16 protein-coding genes and 1 tRNA gene are annotated in these 18649 nt (G+C 70.9%); 8 read left to right on the top strand and 9 right to left on the bottom strand.

Going from position 1 to position 18649, the window contains the following annotated elements:
- Positions 1-48 precede the first annotated feature (48 nt).
- The 3 genes from FHU34_RS06790 to argS are packed head-to-tail and all read right to left on the bottom strand — an operon-like array spanning position 49 to position 4425.
- Positions 49-1359: a homoserine dehydrogenase gene (locus FHU34_RS06790; protein WP_208745125.1), complete on the bottom strand. Its 1311-nt coding sequence runs from the start codon at positions 1357-1359 to the stop codon at positions 49-51.
- Positions 1360-1367: 8 nt separating this feature from the next.
- Entirely contained in the window at positions 1368-2753 is a 1386-nt protein-coding gene (gene lysA, locus FHU34_RS06785; RefSeq protein WP_145779190.1) for a diaminopimelate decarboxylase, read from the bottom strand.
- Between the two features lie 4 nt (positions 2754-2757).
- Positions 2758-4425 carry an arginine--tRNA ligase gene (gene argS, locus FHU34_RS06780; RefSeq protein WP_145779189.1) on the bottom strand — a complete coding sequence of 556 codons (1668 nt, stop codon included), beginning with the start codon at positions 4423-4425 and terminating at the stop codon, positions 2758-2760.
- Positions 4426-4522: 97 nt separating this feature from the next.
- Between argS and FHU34_RS06775 the strand changes: the two genes are divergently transcribed.
- The 5 genes from FHU34_RS06775 (at position 4523) to FHU34_RS06755 (ending at position 7899) form a co-directional block, all read left to right on the top strand.
- Positions 4523-5320, top strand: coding sequence for a DUF3105 domain-containing protein (locus tag FHU34_RS06775; protein ID WP_145779188.1), 798 nt, complete (start codon positions 4523-4525; stop codon positions 5318-5320).
- A gap of 8 nt (positions 5321-5328) precedes the next feature.
- Entirely contained in the window at positions 5329-6000 is a 672-nt protein-coding gene (locus FHU34_RS06770; RefSeq protein ID WP_145779187.1) for a DUF305 domain-containing protein, read from the top strand.
- Between the two features lie 456 nt (positions 6001-6456).
- Entirely contained in the window at positions 6457-7149 is a 693-nt protein-coding gene (locus FHU34_RS06765) for a winged helix-turn-helix domain-containing protein (RefSeq protein ID WP_121654119.1), read from the top strand.
- Positions 7150-7285: 136 nt separating this feature from the next.
- Positions 7286-7360, top strand: a tRNA-Arg gene (locus FHU34_RS06760).
- Positions 7361-7446: 86 nt separating this feature from the next.
- Positions 7447-7899 (top strand): hypothetical protein, encoded by a 453-nt coding sequence (locus FHU34_RS06755; protein ID WP_145779186.1) that lies wholly within the window; start codon positions 7447-7449, stop codon positions 7897-7899.
- A 54-nt stretch (positions 7900-7953) separates the two neighbouring features.
- Here the strand turns inward: FHU34_RS06755 and FHU34_RS06750 are convergent, their stop codons facing one another.
- The 5 genes from FHU34_RS06750 to FHU34_RS06730 all read right to left on the bottom strand — a co-directional run bounded on the left by FHU34_RS06750 (position 7954) and on the right by FHU34_RS06730 (position 13803).
- Complete coding sequence (locus FHU34_RS06750; RefSeq protein ID WP_145779185.1) at positions 7954-10335, bottom strand: ATP-binding cassette domain-containing protein; 2382 nt, start codon at positions 10333-10335, stop codon at positions 7954-7956.
- Between the two features lie 28 nt (positions 10336-10363).
- Complete coding sequence (locus FHU34_RS06745; RefSeq protein WP_145779184.1) at positions 10364-10774, bottom strand: VOC family protein; 411 nt, start codon at positions 10772-10774, stop codon at positions 10364-10366.
- A gap of 5 nt (positions 10775-10779) precedes the next feature.
- Positions 10780-11229 carry a helix-turn-helix transcriptional regulator gene (locus FHU34_RS06740; RefSeq protein WP_145779183.1) on the bottom strand — a complete coding sequence of 150 codons (450 nt, stop codon included), beginning with the start codon at positions 11227-11229 and terminating at the stop codon, positions 10780-10782.
- 70 nt (positions 11230-11299) lie between these two features.
- The gene (locus FHU34_RS06735) at positions 11300-12259 is read right to left on the bottom strand and encodes a DNA polymerase domain-containing protein (RefSeq protein ID WP_145779182.1); all 960 of its coding nucleotides are present in this window, start codon (positions 12257-12259) and stop codon (positions 11300-11302) included.
- Positions 12256-13803, bottom strand: a complete 1548-nt coding sequence (locus FHU34_RS06730) for an MFS transporter (protein WP_167524769.1) — start codon at positions 13801-13803, stop codon at positions 12256-12258. The genes FHU34_RS06735 and FHU34_RS06730 overlap by 4 nt, the downstream gene beginning before the upstream one ends.
- An 84-nt stretch (positions 13804-13887) precedes the next feature.
- Here FHU34_RS06730 and FHU34_RS06725 point away from each other — a divergent pair, with 84 nt between their 5' ends.
- The 3 genes from FHU34_RS06725 to FHU34_RS06715 all read left to right on the top strand — a co-directional run bounded on the left by FHU34_RS06725 (position 13888) and on the right by FHU34_RS06715 (position 17166).
- A complete protein-coding gene (locus FHU34_RS06725; RefSeq protein ID WP_145785464.1) occupies positions 13888-14274 on the top strand; it encodes a winged helix-turn-helix transcriptional regulator in 387 nt (128 codons plus the stop codon).
- Between the two features lie 100 nt (positions 14275-14374).
- Positions 14375-14962: a TetR/AcrR family transcriptional regulator gene (locus tag FHU34_RS06720; RefSeq protein WP_145779180.1), complete on the top strand. Its 588-nt coding sequence runs from the start codon at positions 14375-14377 to the stop codon at positions 14960-14962.
- Positions 14962-17166: an MMPL family transporter gene (locus FHU34_RS06715; RefSeq protein ID WP_145779179.1), complete on the top strand. Its 2205-nt coding sequence runs from the start codon at positions 14962-14964 to the stop codon at positions 17164-17166. Before FHU34_RS06720 ends, FHU34_RS06715 begins: the two co-directional genes overlap by 1 nt.
- A 100-nt stretch (positions 17167-17266) precedes the next feature.
- Here the strand turns inward: FHU34_RS06715 and FHU34_RS06710 are convergent, their stop codons facing one another.
- Positions 17267-18523 carry an erythromycin esterase family protein gene (locus FHU34_RS06710; RefSeq protein ID WP_145779178.1) on the bottom strand — a complete coding sequence of 419 codons (1257 nt, stop codon included), beginning with the start codon at positions 18521-18523 and terminating at the stop codon, positions 17267-17269.
- Positions 18524-18649 lie beyond the last annotated feature (126 nt).

The following is an 18649-nucleotide window of genomic DNA, read 5'->3' as shown; positions in this document are numbered from 1 at the left end:
TACCCACCTGGCGGGACGCGCGAGCAGCCCCGTCGATGGTCCAACGACTCAGGCGCCGCCCTCGACCCGCAGCACACTCGTCACCGACCGGACGATGTCCAGACCGCGCAGCTCACCCACTGTCGCGGCGAGCGCGGCGTCCGGTGCCACGTGGGTGACGATGACCAGCTCCGCGTCGCCGTCCCGGCCGGGAGCCCCACCCGCGGAACCCTGCCGCACTGTCGCGATCGACACGTCGTGCCGGGCGAACACGCCCGCCACCGCGGCCAGCACACCCGGACGGTCGGCCACGTCGAGGCTGACGTGGTAGCGGGTCAACGCCTCGCCCATCGGCCGCACCGACAGGTCCGCGTACGCGCTCTCGCTGGCCGCGCGCACCCCGGCGAGGCGGTTGCGGGAAACCGCGACCACGTCACCGAGCACCGCGCTCGCGGTCGGCGCGCCCCCGGCCCCCCGGCCGTAGAACATCAACTGCCCGGCGGCGTCCGCCTCGACGAAGACCGCGTTGAACGCGTCACCCACGCTGGCCAGTGGGTGGCTGCGCGGGATCATCGCCGGGTGCACCCGGACGCTGACGGTCTCCCGGCCGGTGGAGTCGACACCCCGGGCCGCGATGCAGAGCAGCTTGATGGTGCAGCCCATCGCCTGGGCGCTGGCCATGTCCGCGGCGGTCACCTCGGTGATGCCCTCACGGTGTACGTCCGCCGCGCCGACCCGGGTGTGGAACGCCAGCGAGGCGAGGATCGCCGCCTTCGCCGCCGCGTCGAAGCCCTCGACGTCGGCTGTCGGGTCGGCCTCCGCGTACCCCAGTGCGGTTGCCTCTTCCAGTGCCTCGGCGAAGCCGGCGCCGGTCGCGTCCATCGCGGAGAGGATGAAGTTGGTGGTGCCGTTGACGATGCCGGTGACCCGGTTGATCCGGTCACCGTGCAGCGACTCGCGCAGCGGGCGCAGCAGTGGGATGGCCCCAGCCACTGACGCCTCGTAGTAGAGGTCGCCGCCGCCCTCGGCCGCCGCCTCGTGCAGTGCAACGCCGTCCTCGGCGAGCAGCGCCTTGTTGGCGGTGACCACGCTCTTGCCGGCGCGCAGCGCCTCGACCAGCCAGCCTCGGGCCGGCTCGATGCCGCCGACCACCTCGACCACCACGTCCACGTCGTCGCGCTTGATCAGCCCGAGCGCGTCGGTGGTGAACAGGCTCTCGTCGACCGGCAGGTCACCCCGGTCGCGACCGAGCCGACGGACGGCGATGCCGGCGATCTCCAGCGGTGCGCCGACCCGCGCGGCCAGGTCGGCCGACTGCTCGTGCAGCAGCCGGACCACCTCCTGGCCGACAGTGCCGCAGCCGAGCAGCGCCAAGCGCACAGGTGACGTCATCCAACATCCAATGCGAGCAGGTCCTCTTCGGTTTCCCGCCGGACGATCAGGCGTGCCTGGCCGTCGCGTACCGCGACCACCGGTGGACGCGGCACATGGTTGTAGTTGCTGGCCATGCTGCGGCAGTACGCACCGGTGCCGGGCACCGCGACAAGATCTCCGGGCTGCACGTCGGCGGGCAGGAATTCATCCTTCACCACGATGTCCCCGGACTCACAGTGCTTTCCCACCACGCGGGCGAGCAACGGCTGCGCGTCGGAGGCCCGCGAGGCCAGCGTCGCCGAGTACGACGCGTCGTACAGGGCGGTACGGATGTTGTCGCTCATCCCGCCGTCGACGCTGACGTACGTCCTGATGCCGTCGAGGGTCTTGACAGTGCCGACCTCGTAGAGGGTGAACACGGCCGGCCCGACGATGGCCCGGCCCGGCTCGATCGACAGGTGTGGCACGGCCAGGTTCTCCGCCGCGCACTCCGAGTCGACGATCTTGCGCAGCCGCTTGGCCAGGTCCTGCGGAGTGGCCGGGTCGTCCTGGGTGGTGTACGCGATGCCGAAGCCACCGCCCAGGTCCAGCTCGGGCAGCTCCACCCCGCGCGCGTCGCGGATCTGCGCCTGTAGGGCGAGCACCCGGCGGGCGGAGACCTCGAAGCCGCTGGCGTCGAAGATCTGCGAACCGATGTGCGAGTGCAGGCCACGCAGCTCCAGCACACCCTCGTCGAGGATCTTGAAGGCGGCGTTCGCGGCGGCGCCGCCAGCCAGCGAGAAGCCGAACTTCTGGTCCTCGTGGGCGGTGGCGATGAACTCGTGGGTGTGCGCCTCGACGCCCACCGTGACCCGGACCAGCACCCGGGGCCGCACCCCGCGCTCGCGGGCCAACGCGGTGAGCCGGTCGATCTCGGTGAACGAGTCCACGATGATCCGGCCCACCCCGGCGTCCAACGCCCTGCCCAACTCGGCGACCGACTTGTTGTTGCCGTGGAAGCCGATCCGCTCCGGCGGCATCCCGGCCGAGAGCGCGGTGGCCAGCTCACCTCCTGTGCAGACGTCCAGGTGCAGGCCCTCCTCGGCGATCATCCGGACCACCGCCCGGCAGAGGAACGCCTTGCCCGCGTAGAAAACGTCCTCGGTCGGGAAGGCCGCCCGGAAGTCACGGCAGCGCGACCGCAGGTCGGCCTCGTCCAGGACGTACACCGGGGTGCCGAACTCGGCCGCGATGTCGCGGACGCTCAGGCCCGCGACGGCGACCGCGCCGTCCGCGCCGCGCGTCACGCTGCGCGGCCACAGCGTGGGCAGCAGGGCGTTCACGTCCTCCGGGGTACGCAGCCACGCCGGCCCCCGGTTGCTGATGTCCGCGTGCAGCGCACCTGCCTCGTGAGCCCGCATCGTGCTACATCCTCTCCGGGGCGGTGACGCCGAGCAGGTACAGGCCGTTGGCGATCACCGTGCGGGTGGCGTTGTTCAACCAGAGCCGGGCCCGGTGCAGGTCGGTGACCTCCTCGTCACCCAACGGCAGCACCCGGCAGTTGTCGTAGAAGCGGTGATAGGAGGCGGCGACGCTCTCCTCCAGGTAGCGGGCCACCCGGTGCGGCTCGCGCAGCTCGGCTGCGGTCGCCACCACCGCCGGGAACTCGGCGAGCGCCTTGAGCAGCTCGTTCTCCTTCTCGTGGTCGAGCAGCTCGGGGCGGAACGCATCGGCGTCACCCGGGACCAGCCCCACCTCGGCGGCGTTACGGGCCACGCCAGCCGTCCGGGCGGCCACGTACTGCACGTAGTAGACCGGGTTGTCGCGGGTCGCCCGCGTCCACAGCTCGATGTCGATGTCGATCGGGGAGTCGCTCGAGTAGCGGGCCAGCGCGTACCGGGAGGCGTCCACGCCGATCGCGTCGACCAGGTCCTCCAGGGTGATCACGGTGCCGGCCCGCTTGCTCATCCGCATCGGAGCGCCGTCGCGCAGCAGGTTGACCAGCTGCCCGATGAGGATCTCCAGGTTGCGCTCCGGGTCGTCGCCGAAGCACGCGGCCATGGCCTTCATCCGGCCGATGTAGCCGTGGTGGTCGGCGCCCAGCATGATCACTACCCGCTCGAAGCCGCGCTCCCGCTTGTCCAGGTAGTAGGCGCAGTCCGCGGCGAAGTACGTCCACTCGCCGTTGGACTTGCGCAGCACCCGGTCTTTGTCGTCACCGAAGTCGGTGGTGCGCAACCAGGTCGCGCCCTCGGACTCGTAGAGGTGCCCCTGCGCGCGCAGCCGGTTCAGTGCCAGGTCGAGCTCACCCCGGTCGTGCAGGTCCTTCTCGTTGAAGTAGGTGTCGAACTCCACCCCGAAGTCCCGCAGCGAGGAGCGGATCTCGTCGAACATCAGCGCGACGCCCTCGACCCGGAAGACCTCCTGGGCGGCGTCGTCGTCGAGCGAGCGCACCTCCGGCCGGCGGGCCTGCACCTCGGTGGCGATCTCGGCGATGTACGCCCCGCCGTAGCCGTCCTCCGGCGCCGGCTCACCCTTGGCGGCGGCCAGCAGCGACCGGGCGAACCTGTCGATCTGCGAACCGGCGTCGTTGAAGTAGTACTCCGTGCCGACGTCGGCCCCGGTGGCCCGCAGCAGCCGGCTCAGCGCGTCACCGACGGCCGCCCAACGGACCCCGCCGATGTGCACCGGCCCGGTCGGGTTGGCCGAGACGAACTCCAGGTTGATCTTTTCGCCGGCCAGGCGGTCGCTGCGGCCGTACTCCGCGCCGGCCTCGACGATCACCCGGGCGAGCTGACCGGCGGCGGCCGCGTCGAGCCGGATGTTCAGGAAGCCCGGCCCGGCGATTTCCACCGATTTGACACCTGCTGCCCGGCCCAGCTCGTCGGCCAGGGCCGTCGCCAGCTCCCGGGGCGGAACGCCCACCTTCTTGCTCAACTGCAGAGCGAGCGTCGAGGCGTAGTCGCCGTGCTCGGGGTTGCGCGGTCGCTCCACCACAGTGCTCGCCGGCAGCGCGGCGCGGTCGAGCCCACGCTGCTCGAAGACGGCGTGGGCGGCGGCAAGGACGACCGAGGCTAGTTCTGCAGGAGTCACCCAACCATGTTATCGGGGGTAGACTCGGGCACTCGGCGGCTCCCCTGCGCGTCATCCGGCCCGCCACTCCCCTGACCGACCGACTTGACGAGGCACGATGAGCATCAGCACCCCGGGTGGCCCTGAGCGCCGCCCGACCGTGGTCAGCACCGGCAAGAAGCCGGCAGCGGGCCGGCCGGCGTCCGGCGCCAAGGCCGGTTCCGGCAAGCCGGCGGGCTCCCCCCGGGCCGGTGGCAAGGGCCCGCGCAAGCCGGTCACCCCGGTCAAGGTGACCCAGGGCCGCGCCTGGGGTCCGATCGCGCTCTTCGTCGCGGTCGGCGTGCTGGCGGCCGGCATCATCGGGTACGGCGCCTGGGCGTCGTTCCAGGGCTCGAAGCCGTGGGACAAGCGCGCCAACGCCATCGACGGCATCGCCAACATCCGCAAGTCCGACCCCGACAGCCTCAAGTACGAGTCGCACAAGTCGGGCCCGCTGACCTGGAACTACTCGCCGCCCGTGGGCGGGGTGCACAACGCCGCCTGGCAGAACTGCATGGGCGACGTCTACGACGCCCCGATCGCCAACGAGCACGCGGTGCACAGCCTGGAGCACGGCGCCGTCTGGATCACCTACCGGCCCGACCTCCCCAAGGACCAGGTCGACAAGCTCGCCGGCAAGGTGCGCGGCGTCGAGAAGACCTTCATGAGCCCGTACGAGGGCCTGGACAAGCCGATCTCCCTCCAGGCGTGGGGCTACCAGCTCAAGGTCGACAACGCCGACGACTCGCGGATCGACGAGTTCATCAAGGACCTGCGGGTGAACGCCTCCGTCGAGGGCCCCACGGCGCTCTGCAACACCGGCATCACGGCCACCGGCACCACGCCGCGTGAGCTCCAGCAGCAGCCCACCCAGTAAGGACCCCGATGACCGCCCCCACCACCACCGACAGCGAGTACGACGACATCCCGGCCGCCCCCGACGAGGGCGGCCGGGCCCAGCCGGCGCGTTACGGCGTGTTGGCGCTCGCCATCATGGTGGTGGTGGGGCTGCTCCTCGGGTACGCGGGCGGCCTGCTCACCCCCCGGCTCACCCGGCCCGGTGACTCGTCGGTCGAGGCGGGCTTCGCCCGGGACATGACGACCCACCACGCGCAGGCGGTGGAGATGAGCCTGATCGCGTACCGGTCGGCCACCCTCCCCGAGGTTCGGCAGATCGCCGTCGACATCGCCACCGGGCAGCAGGGCGAGATCGGTGCCATGCAGACCTGGCTCCGCGAGTGGGGCCTGAGCCCGACCGGCTCGCAGCCGCCGATGTCGTGGATGTCCGACGGCGCCACCGTCAAGGACGGCCTGATGCCGGGCATGGCCACGCCGCAACAGATGGCCTCCCTGCGGGACGCCCGGGGCATCGAGGTCGACAGGCAGTTCCTCACCCTGATGTACGCCCACCACCTGGGCGGCATCCACATGATCGACGCGGCGCTCGGCGAGACCGACAACGACGAGGTGCTGCGGGTCGCGAAGACCATGAAGGCCACCCAGCAGACCGAGCTGAACAACCTCCGGCAACTCCAGGCGCAGGCAGCCAAGGGCTGATCCGACCGGCCGCGTCACCACCGGCCTGCGTCATGGCGAGGCCGATCTCGTCGAGGTCCGCAAGATCCACGCAAGGTCGCCGATGTGGCGGTGTTCCGGACATCCGGACACCGCCACATCGCCGATCTGCCACGAGCCACGACGAGGCGAGGCGCGGGGGTCCCCGGCAGGCCGGCGCGGTCCGGCAGGCCAGCGCGCCTCTTGATCCACTCCAGATCGGCGAACTGGGGGTGTCCCGAGGGGTTGATACCCCGATATCGCCGACATGGAGTGGATCAAGAGCGGAGCCACGCGCTCCGGGGCTTGATCACTCGAGACACCAGGCCGTACTTGTAACTGCTTGTCCACTTATGTCCGCGCGTTGGACGATTCGAGCGGTCCAGGCGATTACGTTGCTTAGAGAGTTTTCTCCCCACATATCGTGACCAGTTGCGATTCGGGCTCGTTGCCCAAGACGTGGGGGTTGCACTCAGAGACGCACGGCGTTCGGTCACCAGTTGGTGCCGGCGCCACACCATCGGCGGTGACGGGGCGGTGGCAGCCGTCCGTCGCGGACAGCGGCAGGGCGAGCCGGGAATGCTCAGCCGCGAACAGGAACTCGAACTGATCGACGTACTGCGGGGCGTCCACCCGGACGAGTTCGGCCTGGACGAGGAGCTGTGGACGCGGCAGAGCCTCACCACTCTCATCCAGCGGCGCTTCGACCTGCCGCTGGACGCTGGCGCCGTCGGGGCGTACCTGCGGGCCTGGGGGTTGGGTCCGCGGGAGCCGCGCGAGCGGGCCTGCGGTCTCTGCGTCAGCGCTGTCGAACGCTGGGTCCGCAGCGAGTACCCGGCGATCACCCGGGCCGCCCAGGAGCACCTCGCCGAGGTCTACTGGATCGGCCGGGTCCGGCTGCGCGGCACCATGCCGGCCGCCGACGTGATCTCCGCTGTCTCGTCCCGTGGGCGGGTCCGTTTCATGATCACCACGCCGACGGTGGACCCGCCGCTCCCCCGCGACTTCGTGCTGCGGCTCAGCGGCGAGGAGCAGCGCACCGTCCACCTGATCGTGGACGGCTCCTGGCCGCGCAACGAGTGGCCGCGCCGGCTCCCGCGCCGGATCGTCCTGCACCCGCTGCCCAGTTGCGGCCGAGCGGTAGCAGCCTGACCGCCGAGCGGTAGCAGCCTGACCGCCGAGCGGTAGCGGCCTGACCGCCGGGTGGGCCGGTCGTCGACACGATCGGCTCACCCGATACCGATTCGGCGTACGGAGGGGAGGTTTGCTAGTCTTCTCCAGTCGCTGAGCCCCCGTAGCTCAGGGGATAGAGCACCGCCCTCCGGAGGCGGGGGCGCAGGTTCGAATCCTGCCGGGGGCACCAGGAAGACCTTGACCGGGCGCAGGAGCATGACGGCTCCCCGCGCCCGGTTTCTTGCATCTGCGACCCGGCAAGATCAAGATGTCGTCATGCTGTTTCTCGGACTGATCCTCGCCGCACTGGCCGGAGCCGTCGCCGCGACGATCCTCGCCGTTCGTGGGCTCACAGCGGTGCTCCGCAGGCAGCCGGGGCGACTGCGGGCCGCAGCGCTCCTCGTCGGCGCGGGAACCGTCGCCGTGTACGCATGGGGCCTGCTCCACCTCGGCTACGCGGTGATGCGCGCGGAGGACGGCGGAACCGGCGCCTCCCCGATCGAGCCCTGCCGGGAGGTCGGGCCGCAGGTGGCGAGCATGGTCGACGGGTACGGCGTCAGCCTTTTCCCGCTGCACTTCGAGTGCCACCTCACCGGCGGCGGGTCTTACGTCACCTCGTCGGTGCCCGGGTATGTCACCCCGGCCACTGTCGCCCTCGGACTGATTGCCGTCATCTGCGCGGCCCTGGCGATCAGGACGGCAGAGAAGACCCGACCGCCCGTCGCCTGAACCAGAGACCCGTCAGCCGCCGAGCCGGAACGGGAGACGAGCCGGACCAGACCGTCAGCCGCCGACGTACGCCGCCAGGTGCTCGCCGGTGAGGGTGGAGCGGTCGGCGACGAGGTCGGCGGGGGTGCCCTCGAAGACGATCTGGCCACCGTCGTGGCCGGCGCCGGGACCGAGGTCGATGATCCAGTCGGCGTGCGCCATGACGGCCTGGTGGTGCTCGATGACGATCACCGACTTGCCGGAGTCGACGAGGCGGTCCAGCAGGCCGAGCAGTTGCTCGACGTCGGCCAGGTGCAGGCCGGTGGTCGGCTCGTCGAGGACGTAGACGCCGCCCTTCTCGGCCATGTGGGTGGCCAGCTTGAGTCGTTGCCGCTCGCCGCCGGACAGGGTGGTGAGCGGTTGACCCAGGCTGAGGTAGCCGAGCCCGACGTCGGCGAGCCGGTCGAGGATGGCGTGCGCGGCCGGCGTACGGGCGTCACCGGCACCGAAGAACTTCTCCGCCTCCGTCACGGACATCGCGAGCACCTCGCTGATGTCGCGACCGCCGAGGCGGTATTCCAGCACCGACGCCTGGAACCGCTTGCCCTCGCAGTCCTCGCAGGGTGCGGCGACGCCGGCCATCATCCCCAGGTCGGTGTAGATGACACCGGCGCCGTTGCAGCTCGGGCAGGCGCCCTCGGAGTTGGCGCTGAACAGCGCCGGCTTCACGCCGTTGGCCTTCGCGAACGCCTTGCGGATCGGGTCCAACAGACCGGTGTACGTGGCCGGGTTGCTCCGCCGCGACCCACGGATCGCGCCCTGGTCGATCGACACCACACCCGCGCCGGGAGGGATGGAGCCGTGGACCAGGGAACTCTTGCCGGAGCCGGCGACACCTGTCACGACGACGAGCACCCCGAGTGGCACGTCGACGTCGACGTTTCGGAGGTTGTTGGCAGTGGCGCCACGGATCTCCAGCTTGCCGGTGGGCGTGCGTACCTGGTCCTTGAGGGCTGCCCGGTCGTCGAGGTGGCGGCCGGTGATGGTGCCGCTGGCGCGTAGGCCCTCCAGGCTGCCCTCGTAGCAGACGGTGCCGCCGTCGGTGCCGGCGCCGGGCCCGAGGTCGACGACGTGGTCGGCGATGGCGATGGCTTCCGGCTTGTGCTCCACGACCAGCACGGTGTTGCCCTTGTCGCGCAGTTGGAGCAGCAGCTCGTTCATGCGCTGGATGTCGTGCGGGTGCAGCCCGATCGTCGGCTCGTCGAAGACGTAGGTGACGTCGGTGAGCGACGAGCCGAGGTGGCGGATCATCTTGGTGCGCTGCGCCTCGCCGCCGGAGAGGGTGCCCGAGGGCCGGTCCAGCGAGAGGTAACCCAACCCGATCTCCTCGAACGAGTCGAGGAGGTGTTGCAGCCCGGCCAGCAGCGGGGCCACCGACGGCTCGTCGATGCCGCGTACCCAGGCGGCCAGGTCACTGATCTGCATCGCGCACGCGTCGGCGATGTTCTTGCCCTGGATCTTCGACGACCTGGCCTCCTGGCTGAGCCGGGTGCCGGCGCACTCGGGGCAGGTCGTGAAGGTCACCGCTCGCTCCACGAAGGCGCGGATGTGCGGCTGCAACGCGTCGATGTCCTTGGAGAGGAAGGACTTCTGGATCGACGGGATGAGGCCGGCGTACGTCAGGTTGATGCCGTCGATCTTGATTTTGGTGGGCTCGCGGTGGAGGAGGTCGTGCTGCTCCCGCTTGGTGAACTTGCCGATCGGCTTGTCCGGGTCGAAGTAGCCGCAGCCGCGGAAGATCCGGCCGTACCAGCCCTCCATGCTGTAGCCCGGGATCGTGATCGCGCCCTCGTTGAGCGAGAGACTGTCGTCGTACAGCGCGGACAGGTCGATGTCGGTGACCGCGCCCATGCCCTCACACCGTGGGCACATGCCGCCGAGCCGGGTGAAGGTCGCCTTCTCGGTCTTCGTCTTGCCGGCACCGCGCTCGACGGTGATCGCGCCGGTGGCCTTCACCGAGGGGACGTTGAAGGAGTACGCGTTGGGCGAGCCGATGTGTGGCTGCCCGAGCCGGCTGAACAGGATGCGCAGCATCGCGTTGGCGTCGGTGGCGGTGCCCACTGTGGACCGGGAGTTGGCCCCCATCCGCTCCTGGTCCACGATGATCGCCGTCGTCAGACCGTCCAGCAGGTCGACCTCGGGGCGCGCCAGCGTCGGCATGAAGCCCTGCACGAACGCGCTGTACGTCTCGTTGATCATCCGCTGCGACTCGGCGGCGATGGTGCCGAACACCAACGAGCTCTTGCCGGAGCCGGAGACACCTGTGAACACCGTCAGCCGCCGCTTCGGGATCTCGACGCTGACGTCCCTGAGGTTGTTGACCCGCGCGCCCTGCACACGGATCAGGTCGTGGCTGTCGGCGACGTGCGGCGCGGACGGCTGGGAGGCCGTGCTCATCGTGTCTCCATCTGTCGGGCCGGACGGCTCAGCGCACTTCCTGGATGCGGATCATATTGCCCGCCGGGTCCCGGAAAGCGCAGTCGCGTACGCCGTACGGCTGCTCGGTCGGCTCCTGGACGACCTCGGCGTCGCTGCCCTCCAGCTTCGCGAAGGTGGCGTCCAGGTCGGAGGTGGCCAGGTTGACCCCGAAGTAGCTGCCCTTGGCCATCAGTTCGAGGATGGTCTGCCGCTCGTCGTCGGTGATGCCGGGGTTGGCGGCCGGTGGGTGCAGGACGATGGCGGTGCTGGGCTGGCCGACCGGCCCGACCGTGATCCAGCGCATGCCCTCGTACCCGACGTCGAGGCGGACCTCGAAGCCGAGGATGTCGCGGTAGAAGGCCAGCGAGGCCTCCGGATCGGTGTGCGGAAGGAAGCTCGAGTGAATGGTGATGTCCATGGCGATCACGCTAGTTGCGGGGCCGTGACCCGCGCTTCTCGATTCCTGACCGGTCTGGTCACCTGTTTCGCCACGCACGACGGCATCCCCGCCGTCGCCTGCGCCGCCTGCCGCCGGTAGACGCTCGGCGGCACGCCCACCAGCTCGGCGAAGCGGGTGCTGAAGGTGCCCAGCGACGAACAACCGACAGCGAAACAGACCTCGGTGACGCTCAGGTCGCCCCGGCGCAGCAGGGCCATCGCCCGCTCTATGCGGCGGGTCATGAGATAGCTGTAGGGGGATTCGCCGTAGGCGAGCCGGAACTCGCGGCTGAGGTGCCCCGCCGACATGTGCGCGCCCCGGGCGAGCGCCTCGACGTCCAGGGGAGACGCGTACTCCCTGTCGATCCGGTCGCGAACCCGGCGCAGCCGTGCCAGGTCGGCGAGGCGCTGCGTCGCGTCGGGTTTGCTGCTCACCTGGGAAATCGTGCCACAACCCACCGACAATCAGCCGCCAGCCGGGCGCGAGCGTGGCCAGCGAGGCCGCTCAACCGGCCTCGCGCCGGGCGCGGGCGCGGCGCTTCCCCTCGTGCATGGCCTGCACCCGGGCCACCGGGATGGTCCGCCCCTCGGCGACGAGGTCGGCGGGGAGTGACTGCGGTGCCGGCATCAGCGCCGTCCAGGGGTCGCCGTCGGCGAGCAGCGTCGGCGCGGTCCGGATGGTGAAGTCGGCGGGGGTCACCTCGGTCAGGTCGGCCCAGTCGACCGGGAACGAGACCGGCATCCCGGGCCGCAGCCGAGGGCTGTACGCGGCGGCCACCGTCGCACCACCCGCGCGAGTGGCGTCGACGAAGACCCGGCCGCCCCGGTCCTCCTTGATGTACGCGGTGGTGGCCAGCGCCGGGTCGAGCCGCTCGGCGCGGACGGCGAGCGCCCGGGTGGCGGCGGCCAACTCCTCCGCCGTGGGTTCGTCGACCACCGGGACGAAGACGTGCACGCCCTTGGCCCCGCTGGTCTTGACCGCGCCGGCCAGGCCGGCGTCGGCGAGCGCCTGACGGACCAGCAGGGCCGCGCCGACGGCCGCACGGAACCCGTCGCCCTCCGGCGGGTCCAGGTCGAGCACCAGGTGGGTCGGGCGGTGCAGGTCGGCCGTGGTCGCCAGCGTCGGGTGGTACTCCACCGCCCGCTGGTTGGCGAACCAGAGCAGGGTGCGCCGGTCGTCGCAGAGGGCGTAGGAGATCTCGCGGTGTGACGCCTCCGCCCACACCGGTGCCCGACGCACCCAGTCGGGGGTGTAGCGGGGCAGGTTCTTCTGCATGAACGGTGGCTGCCCGGGGCGGACCCGGATCACCGACAGCGGCCTGCCCCGCAGGTGCGGGAGGATGCGGTCGTGGACCGCGTCCAGGTAGTCGACCAGGTCACGCTTCGTCGCGTCGTCACGGTCGGACAGCGGCTGGTCCAGGTTGGTCAGGGCCACGCCGTCCCGGGTCTCGTCAGCCTTGGTCACCCGACCACCCTCCCGGCCCCGGTGCCGCCGGTCAACCGGACCTGCCGATCGTTGTCGGTGCGCGTCGTGGCCGGGCCCGACGGTTCGGCGTCCGGCGGCGACCCGGCCGAGCGTCGGGGCAGTGTCGTCGACGCCACCAGCAGCGCGGCGACCACCAGACCGGCGGCCACGGCGAACGCGGTCCGGTAGCCGCCGGCGAGCGCGGCGGTCTCGGCCCAGCCGGCGGCCCGTAGGCCGTCGCTGCGACTGGCCGCCAGGGTGGCCAGCACGGCCAGGCCGACCGCGCCGCCGACCTGCTGGGTGGTGTTGGCGAGGCCGGAGGCGAGCCCGGCGTCCGCGTCGGTCGCGCCGGCCATGGCCACTGTCGTGACCGCCGGCAGGGTCAGGCCACCGGCCAAACCGAAGATCAACATCGCGGGGAGTACGTCCACCGCGTAGGCGCCGTCGGCGGGGAGCCGGGCGAGCAGCAGGAAACCGACTGTCGCCAGGCCGAGCCCGGTCAGGAGCACGGCCCGGGCGCCCCAGCGGGCGATCAGCCGACCGGCCACGCCGAGCGACACCACCGCGATCATCACCGGGGTGGGCAGGAAGGCCCAGCCGGTGGCCGACGCGTCCAGTCCGAGCACCACCTGCAACTCCACGGCGAGCAGGAACTGGAAGCCGAAGTACGCGCAGACCATGAGGAACTGCACCGCGTTCGCCGCCACCAGACCCGGTACGCGCAACACCCGGGGCGGCAGCAGCGGGGTGGCCGCCATCCGCTGACGTACGGCGAACCCGCCGAGCAGCAGCGCCGCGAGCACTGCCGTGGCGAGGGTGCGGGCGCTGGTCCAGCCGTGCTCGGCGGTGCCCACGATGCCCAGCACGGCTGCCATCAGACCGGCGGTGGCGAGCAGCGCGCCGGGCACGTCCAGGCCGGCGCGCAGGCCGATCCCCCGTTCGGCGGGGAGCCGGCGGACGGCGGCGAGCAGGATGACCGCGCCGATCGGCAGGTTGACCAGGAAGATCGACCGCCAGCCGGCCACGTCCGTGAGCACCCCTCCGGCGACAGTGCCGACCGACGCGCCGGCCGCGCCGGTGAAGCTGAACACGGCGATGGCACGGGCCCGCTCGGCCGACTCGGGATACAGCCGCACGATCATGCCGAGGCTGACCGCCATGGCCAGGGCGCCACCGACGCCCTGCCCGAAGCGTGCGCCGACCAGCACCGCCGGTCCGGTGGCGACCGCGCACGCGAGCGAGGACAGTGTGAACAGCGCGACGCCGGCCAGGAAGACCGTCCGCCGGCCGAGCAGGTCGCCGAGGCGTCCGGCGAGCAGCAGCAGCCCACCGAACGCGACCAGGTAGGCGTTGACCACCCAGGCCAGGCCGGCGGCGGTGAAACCCAGGTCCCGTTGTACGGCGGGCAGCGCCACCGCGACGACTGTGCCATCCAGAATGATCATCAGGCTGCCGGCGCAAAGAATTAGCAGGGCCGGCCAGCGGGATGGGACGACTCGGTCCACGACACTCCTCCTTGGTGCACGGTTTGTTACCGAGGTCATCGTCTGTGACCATGAGCCGGAGCGGAAGGAGGCACTGTTGTGTCCCAGAGGAACAGCGATGTGTCCGCGCAGGTCGCAGCCGAGGTGACCTGCACGGCCGACAACGTGCCGTTCACCCCGGGCCAGGCTCGGGCGTGCACCGTCCGCGAGGTGCTCGACCGGGTCGGCGGCAAATGGAGCATCAGCATCCTGGTGTCCGCCTCGCACGGCCCGGTGCGCTTCACCGAGTTGGAGCGGAACGTCGAGGGGATCAGTCGGCGGATGCTCACGCTGACGCTGCGCAACCTGGAACGGGACGGCCTGCTGCACCGCACCGTCTATCCGACCGTCCCGCCCAAGGTCGAGTACACGGCCACCCCGATGGCGTTGGAGCTCTACGAGTCGCTGGTGGCGCTCACGAGCTGGGCCGAGCGGCACCGCCGGGCCATCGCCGAGGCGCGGACCAGGTACGACGCCGAGCACGAGAGATAAACGCGCCCGAGGTGTGGTGAACGCCACCGCTTCCGTCTGACCGATCGGTCAGGGTCTGACCGATCGGTCAGGCATGCTGGTTTGCGGAGGTGGACCAGTGATGGCACGAGCGGTGTCCGAGACGCACGGCGAGATTCTCGCCGCGGCGGCGCGGCGGTTCGCGGTGACCGGCTACCGGGGCACCTCGCTGCAGGACATCGCCCGCGAGGTGGGCTGCTCCAAGGCCACTGTGCTCTACCACTTCGCCAACAAGGAAGCCCTGCTCGCCGAGCTGATGGCGCCGGCGATCGGGGTGCTGCAGGACCTCGACGACCGACTCGGCGGCCTCACCGGAGCGGCAGCACAGGAGGTCGCCGCACAGGGCTTCGTCGACCTCGCGGTCCGTTTCCGGCGGGAGATCGCGGTGCTCCGCGGCGAGTTCCCGGAACTGCTCTGCCAGCCGGCCTTCGCGCACATCCAGGAGATCTCCGACCGGCTACGCGACGCGTTGGCCGGTCACTCCGACCGGCCGGGTGCCCGGATCGCCGCGCTCGTACTACTCGCCGGCATCTCCGAGGCGTGCGCCGAGTTCGTGGACATCCCCGACGACGAACTGCGCCCCGCCCTGCTCACCCTCGTCCGACGGGCCGTCGAGCCCGTCGCCGTTTCCCTGCCCCAACCACCCACGACCGAGGACAAGGACTCCTGATGGCCACCCTGCTCTACCGGCTCGGCCGGGGCGCGTTGCGCCGGCGACGGCTCGTCGTCGCGCTCTGGCTCGTCGTACTCGTCGTCGCCGGCCTGGCCGCGGCGACCCTGCGCGGCCCGACGGCGAGCAACTTCACGATGCCCGGCACCGAGAGCCAACGCGCTCTCGATCTGCTCGCCGAGCAGTTCCCCGCCGCCAGCGGCGCCACCGGCACCATCACGGTCAAGGCCCCGGCCGACGGCCAACTGGCCACACCGCAGGGCCAGGCCGTGGTGCGGGAGTTGGTCCAGCAGGCCTCCACACTGCCCGGCGTGGTCGGCGCCGTCGACCCGTTCCAGGTCGGCGCGGTCACGCCCAACGGCCGGTACGCGCTGGTCCAGGTCCAGTTCGCGACCGGCGGGGACGAGGTGACCGACGACCAGCGCACCGCGTACGAGGAGGTGGGCGCGGCGGCGAAGGCACAGGGTTGGCAGGTCGCCCCGGGCGGCGAGGTACTCGGCGGTGAGCCCGAGATCGGCTCCACCGAGGCGCTCGGCGTACTGGTCGCCGCGATCGTCCTGATCATCACGTTCGGTTCCCTGGTCGCCGCCGGAATGACCATGCTCAACGCGTTGATCGGTGTGGGCGTCGGCATGGCCGGCCTGTTCGCGCTCAGCGGCGTCATCGAGTTGACCAGCACCGCCCCGATCCTGGCGCTGATGCTCGGCCTGGCGGTCGGCATCGACTACTCGCTGTTCATCACCTCCCGGCACCGACAGAACCTGCTCGAAGGCCTGTCCCCGGAGGAGGCGGTCGGCCGGGCGGTGGGCACCGCCGGTTCCGCCGTCGTCTTCGCCGGCGCCACAGTCGTCATCGCGCTCGCCGGGCTCGCCGTGGTGAACATCCCGTTCCTCACCGTGATGGGTCTCGCCGCCGCCGGCACGGTCACCGTCGCGGTGCTCGTCGCGATCACCCTCCAGCCGGCACTGCTCGGCTTCGCCGGTCGTCGGGTACTCCCCCGCCGGCTGCGCTCCACTGTCAACGCCGCCGCACCGGGAGAGCCCTCGGACGAGGAGACGCTGCCGGTCGAGGACCGCTCCGGGTTCGGCTTCCGCTGGGCGCGGTTCGTCATCCGCTTCCGGGTGCCGGTCATCCTGGTCTCGCTGCTCGGCCTGGGGCTGCTCGCGCTGCCCACGCCGGACATGCGGCTGGCCCTGCCGGACGCCAGCACGGCGACGGTGGGCTCACCGGCCCGGGTGGCGAGCGACCTGACCACCGAGGGCTTCGGTCCCGGTTTCACCGGCCGGCTCGCGGTGGTCGTGGCGGGCGACGACGCGCAGGCGACCGCGGCTGCGGTGCCGCAGGTGGCCGCGATGATCCAACGCACCGAGAACGTCCTCGCGGTGGCGCCGCCGCAGCTGAGCCCGGACGGTCGGACCGCGCTGCTCGGCGTGGTGCCGAAGACCGGCCCGACCGACGAGGCCACCGAGACCCTTGTGCACGACGTCCGCGACGCGGTCAGCGGGGTCAAGGGCGCCGAGGTGCTGCTCACCGGTGCCACGGCGATCGGTATCGACGTCTCGGAGAAGCTCTCGGACGCGCTGCCGATCTACCTGCTGCTGGTCGTCGGGCTCTCAGTGCTGCTGCTGATGCTGGTGTTCCGCTCGCTGCTGGTGCCGCTCAAGGCGGCGCTGGGCTTCCTGCTCACCGTGGCCGCCACGTTCGGCATCACGGTGGCGATCTTCCAGCAGGGTCATCTCGCCGACCTGGTCGGCCTGGACAGCCCGGCCCCGCTGGTCAGCTTCCTGCCCATCCTGCTGATCGGCATCCTGTTCGGGTTGGCCATGGACTACGAGGTGTTCCTGGTCTCCCGGATGCGGGAGGACTTCGTGCACGGCGACACCGCGCGTGAGGCCACGATCAGCGGCATGGGCCACGGGGCCCGGGTGGTCACCGCCGCCGCGCTGATCATGATGTCCGTCTTCGGCGGCTTCGTGTTCCTCGAAGACCCGATCATCAAGTCGATGGGCTTCGCTCTCGCCATCGGCGTGGCCATCGACGCGTTCGTGGTCCGGATGACCATCGTTCCGGCGGTGATGTCCCTGCTCGGCGACCATGCCTGGTGGCTCCCCCGCTGGCTGAACCGGGCCCTGCCCAACGTGGACATCGAGGGCGAGGGCCTACGCGAGCACCTGGAGGAGGACCGGGTCCCCGCGAGGGTCTAGCCCTCACTCGGTCGATCATGGAGTTGTGGTGCCCGTCGTGCCCCGATCAGAGGCCTTCGTCCAGCACCACAACTCCATGATCGACGCGACCGAGCCCTGGTCAGACACCTGCGGGGTACGTCTCCATCTCGCCGGGGGCCGCTGACACCGGTAGCGGGTGCAGGGCCGTGGTGTCGTCGCACCAGATGAAGGCGTCATAGCGGTCGCCGAGCCGGGTGGGCACGTAGTTGCCCCAGGACTCGAACGACGGGTCGTAGACGACCCCGATCGCCCGGTGGTCCGCGGTGTCGGTGACCCAGCCCGGCTGGTCGTCACCACCGAAGATCAGTACCGCCCGCTCCGGCATCAGCTCGTGCAACCGCCGCTCGATCGACCCCTCCCGGGCCGGCGGCACCACCAACGCCTCGGGCGGCGAACCCCAGCGCGGAGCGGCGATCACCGTGCCCCGGTAGCTACCGAAGCCGATCAGCGCCACGTCGTCGTCGCCGTGCCGTTCCCGGGCCAACTGGCCGATGTTGACCATCCCGTCGGCGGCCATGTCGGTGGCCCGGGCGTCCCCGACGTGCGTGTTGTGCGCCCAGACGATCCCCCGGGCGTCCGGCCCGTACCGGTCCAGCAGCCGGTCCAGGGTGTCCTGCATGTGGGTGTCGCGGATGTTCCACGAGTCCGGCCCACCGGCCACCATCGCCCGGTAGTAACGCTCCGCGCCGGCCACGACCTCCGCGTTCTGCCAGGCCGAGAAGCTGTCCGGGCCGTCGGAGAGGGCGTGCTCGCGGGTCCGGGCGAGGAGCCGGACAACCTCTTCCTCGCACCGGGCGGAGACGAACCTGGAGGCCGCGCCGTACTCCTCGACCCTCTTGCCGTACGGCTCGAAGCAGCGGTAGGCGTCCTGCGCCGCCTCCAACGACTTCGGGTCCTCCTCCCCCAGGTAGTCGAAGATCGCCTGCATCGACTCCCAGAGGCTGTACACGTCGAGCCCGTGGAACCCGGCCCGTTCATCCTCCGGCCGCTCCATGTTCCAGGCCCGCAACCAACGGGTGAACCGGGCAACCTCGGCGTTGGCCCACATCCAGGTCGGCCACCGCTCAAACTGGTCGAGAGCGAGCTGCGGTTCGAGTGCGCCACCCGGCGCGGCGGTCACCGAGCGGTGCACCCGGTCACAGTCCGGCCAGTCACCCTCGACCGCGACGAAGGAGAAGCCGCACTCGGCTATCAACCGACGGGTGAGCTGCTCACGCAACCGGTAGTAGTCGTAACTGCCGTGGGTGGACTCGCCGATCATCACCACCCGGGCGTCCCGGACGCGCTCCAGCAACGGGTCGAAATCGCTCGGCGCGCCGAGCCGCTGAACCAGCATGCCAGCGGCTACCCGGCCGTCACTACAACAAACCGCAACCCCGCCGGCCCCCCTTTGCCCGGTGATCAAGAGGTTTGCGTCACGACACGCCGTGCCGCATGACGCAAACCTCTTGATCACCGCAGC

Source organism: Micromonospora taraxaci (assembly GCF_007830095.1).
GTDB classification, from domain to species: Bacteria; Actinomycetota; Actinomycetes; order Mycobacteriales; family Micromonosporaceae; genus Micromonospora; species Micromonospora taraxaci.
This window is presented reverse-complemented; position numbering and strand designations above follow the sequence as displayed.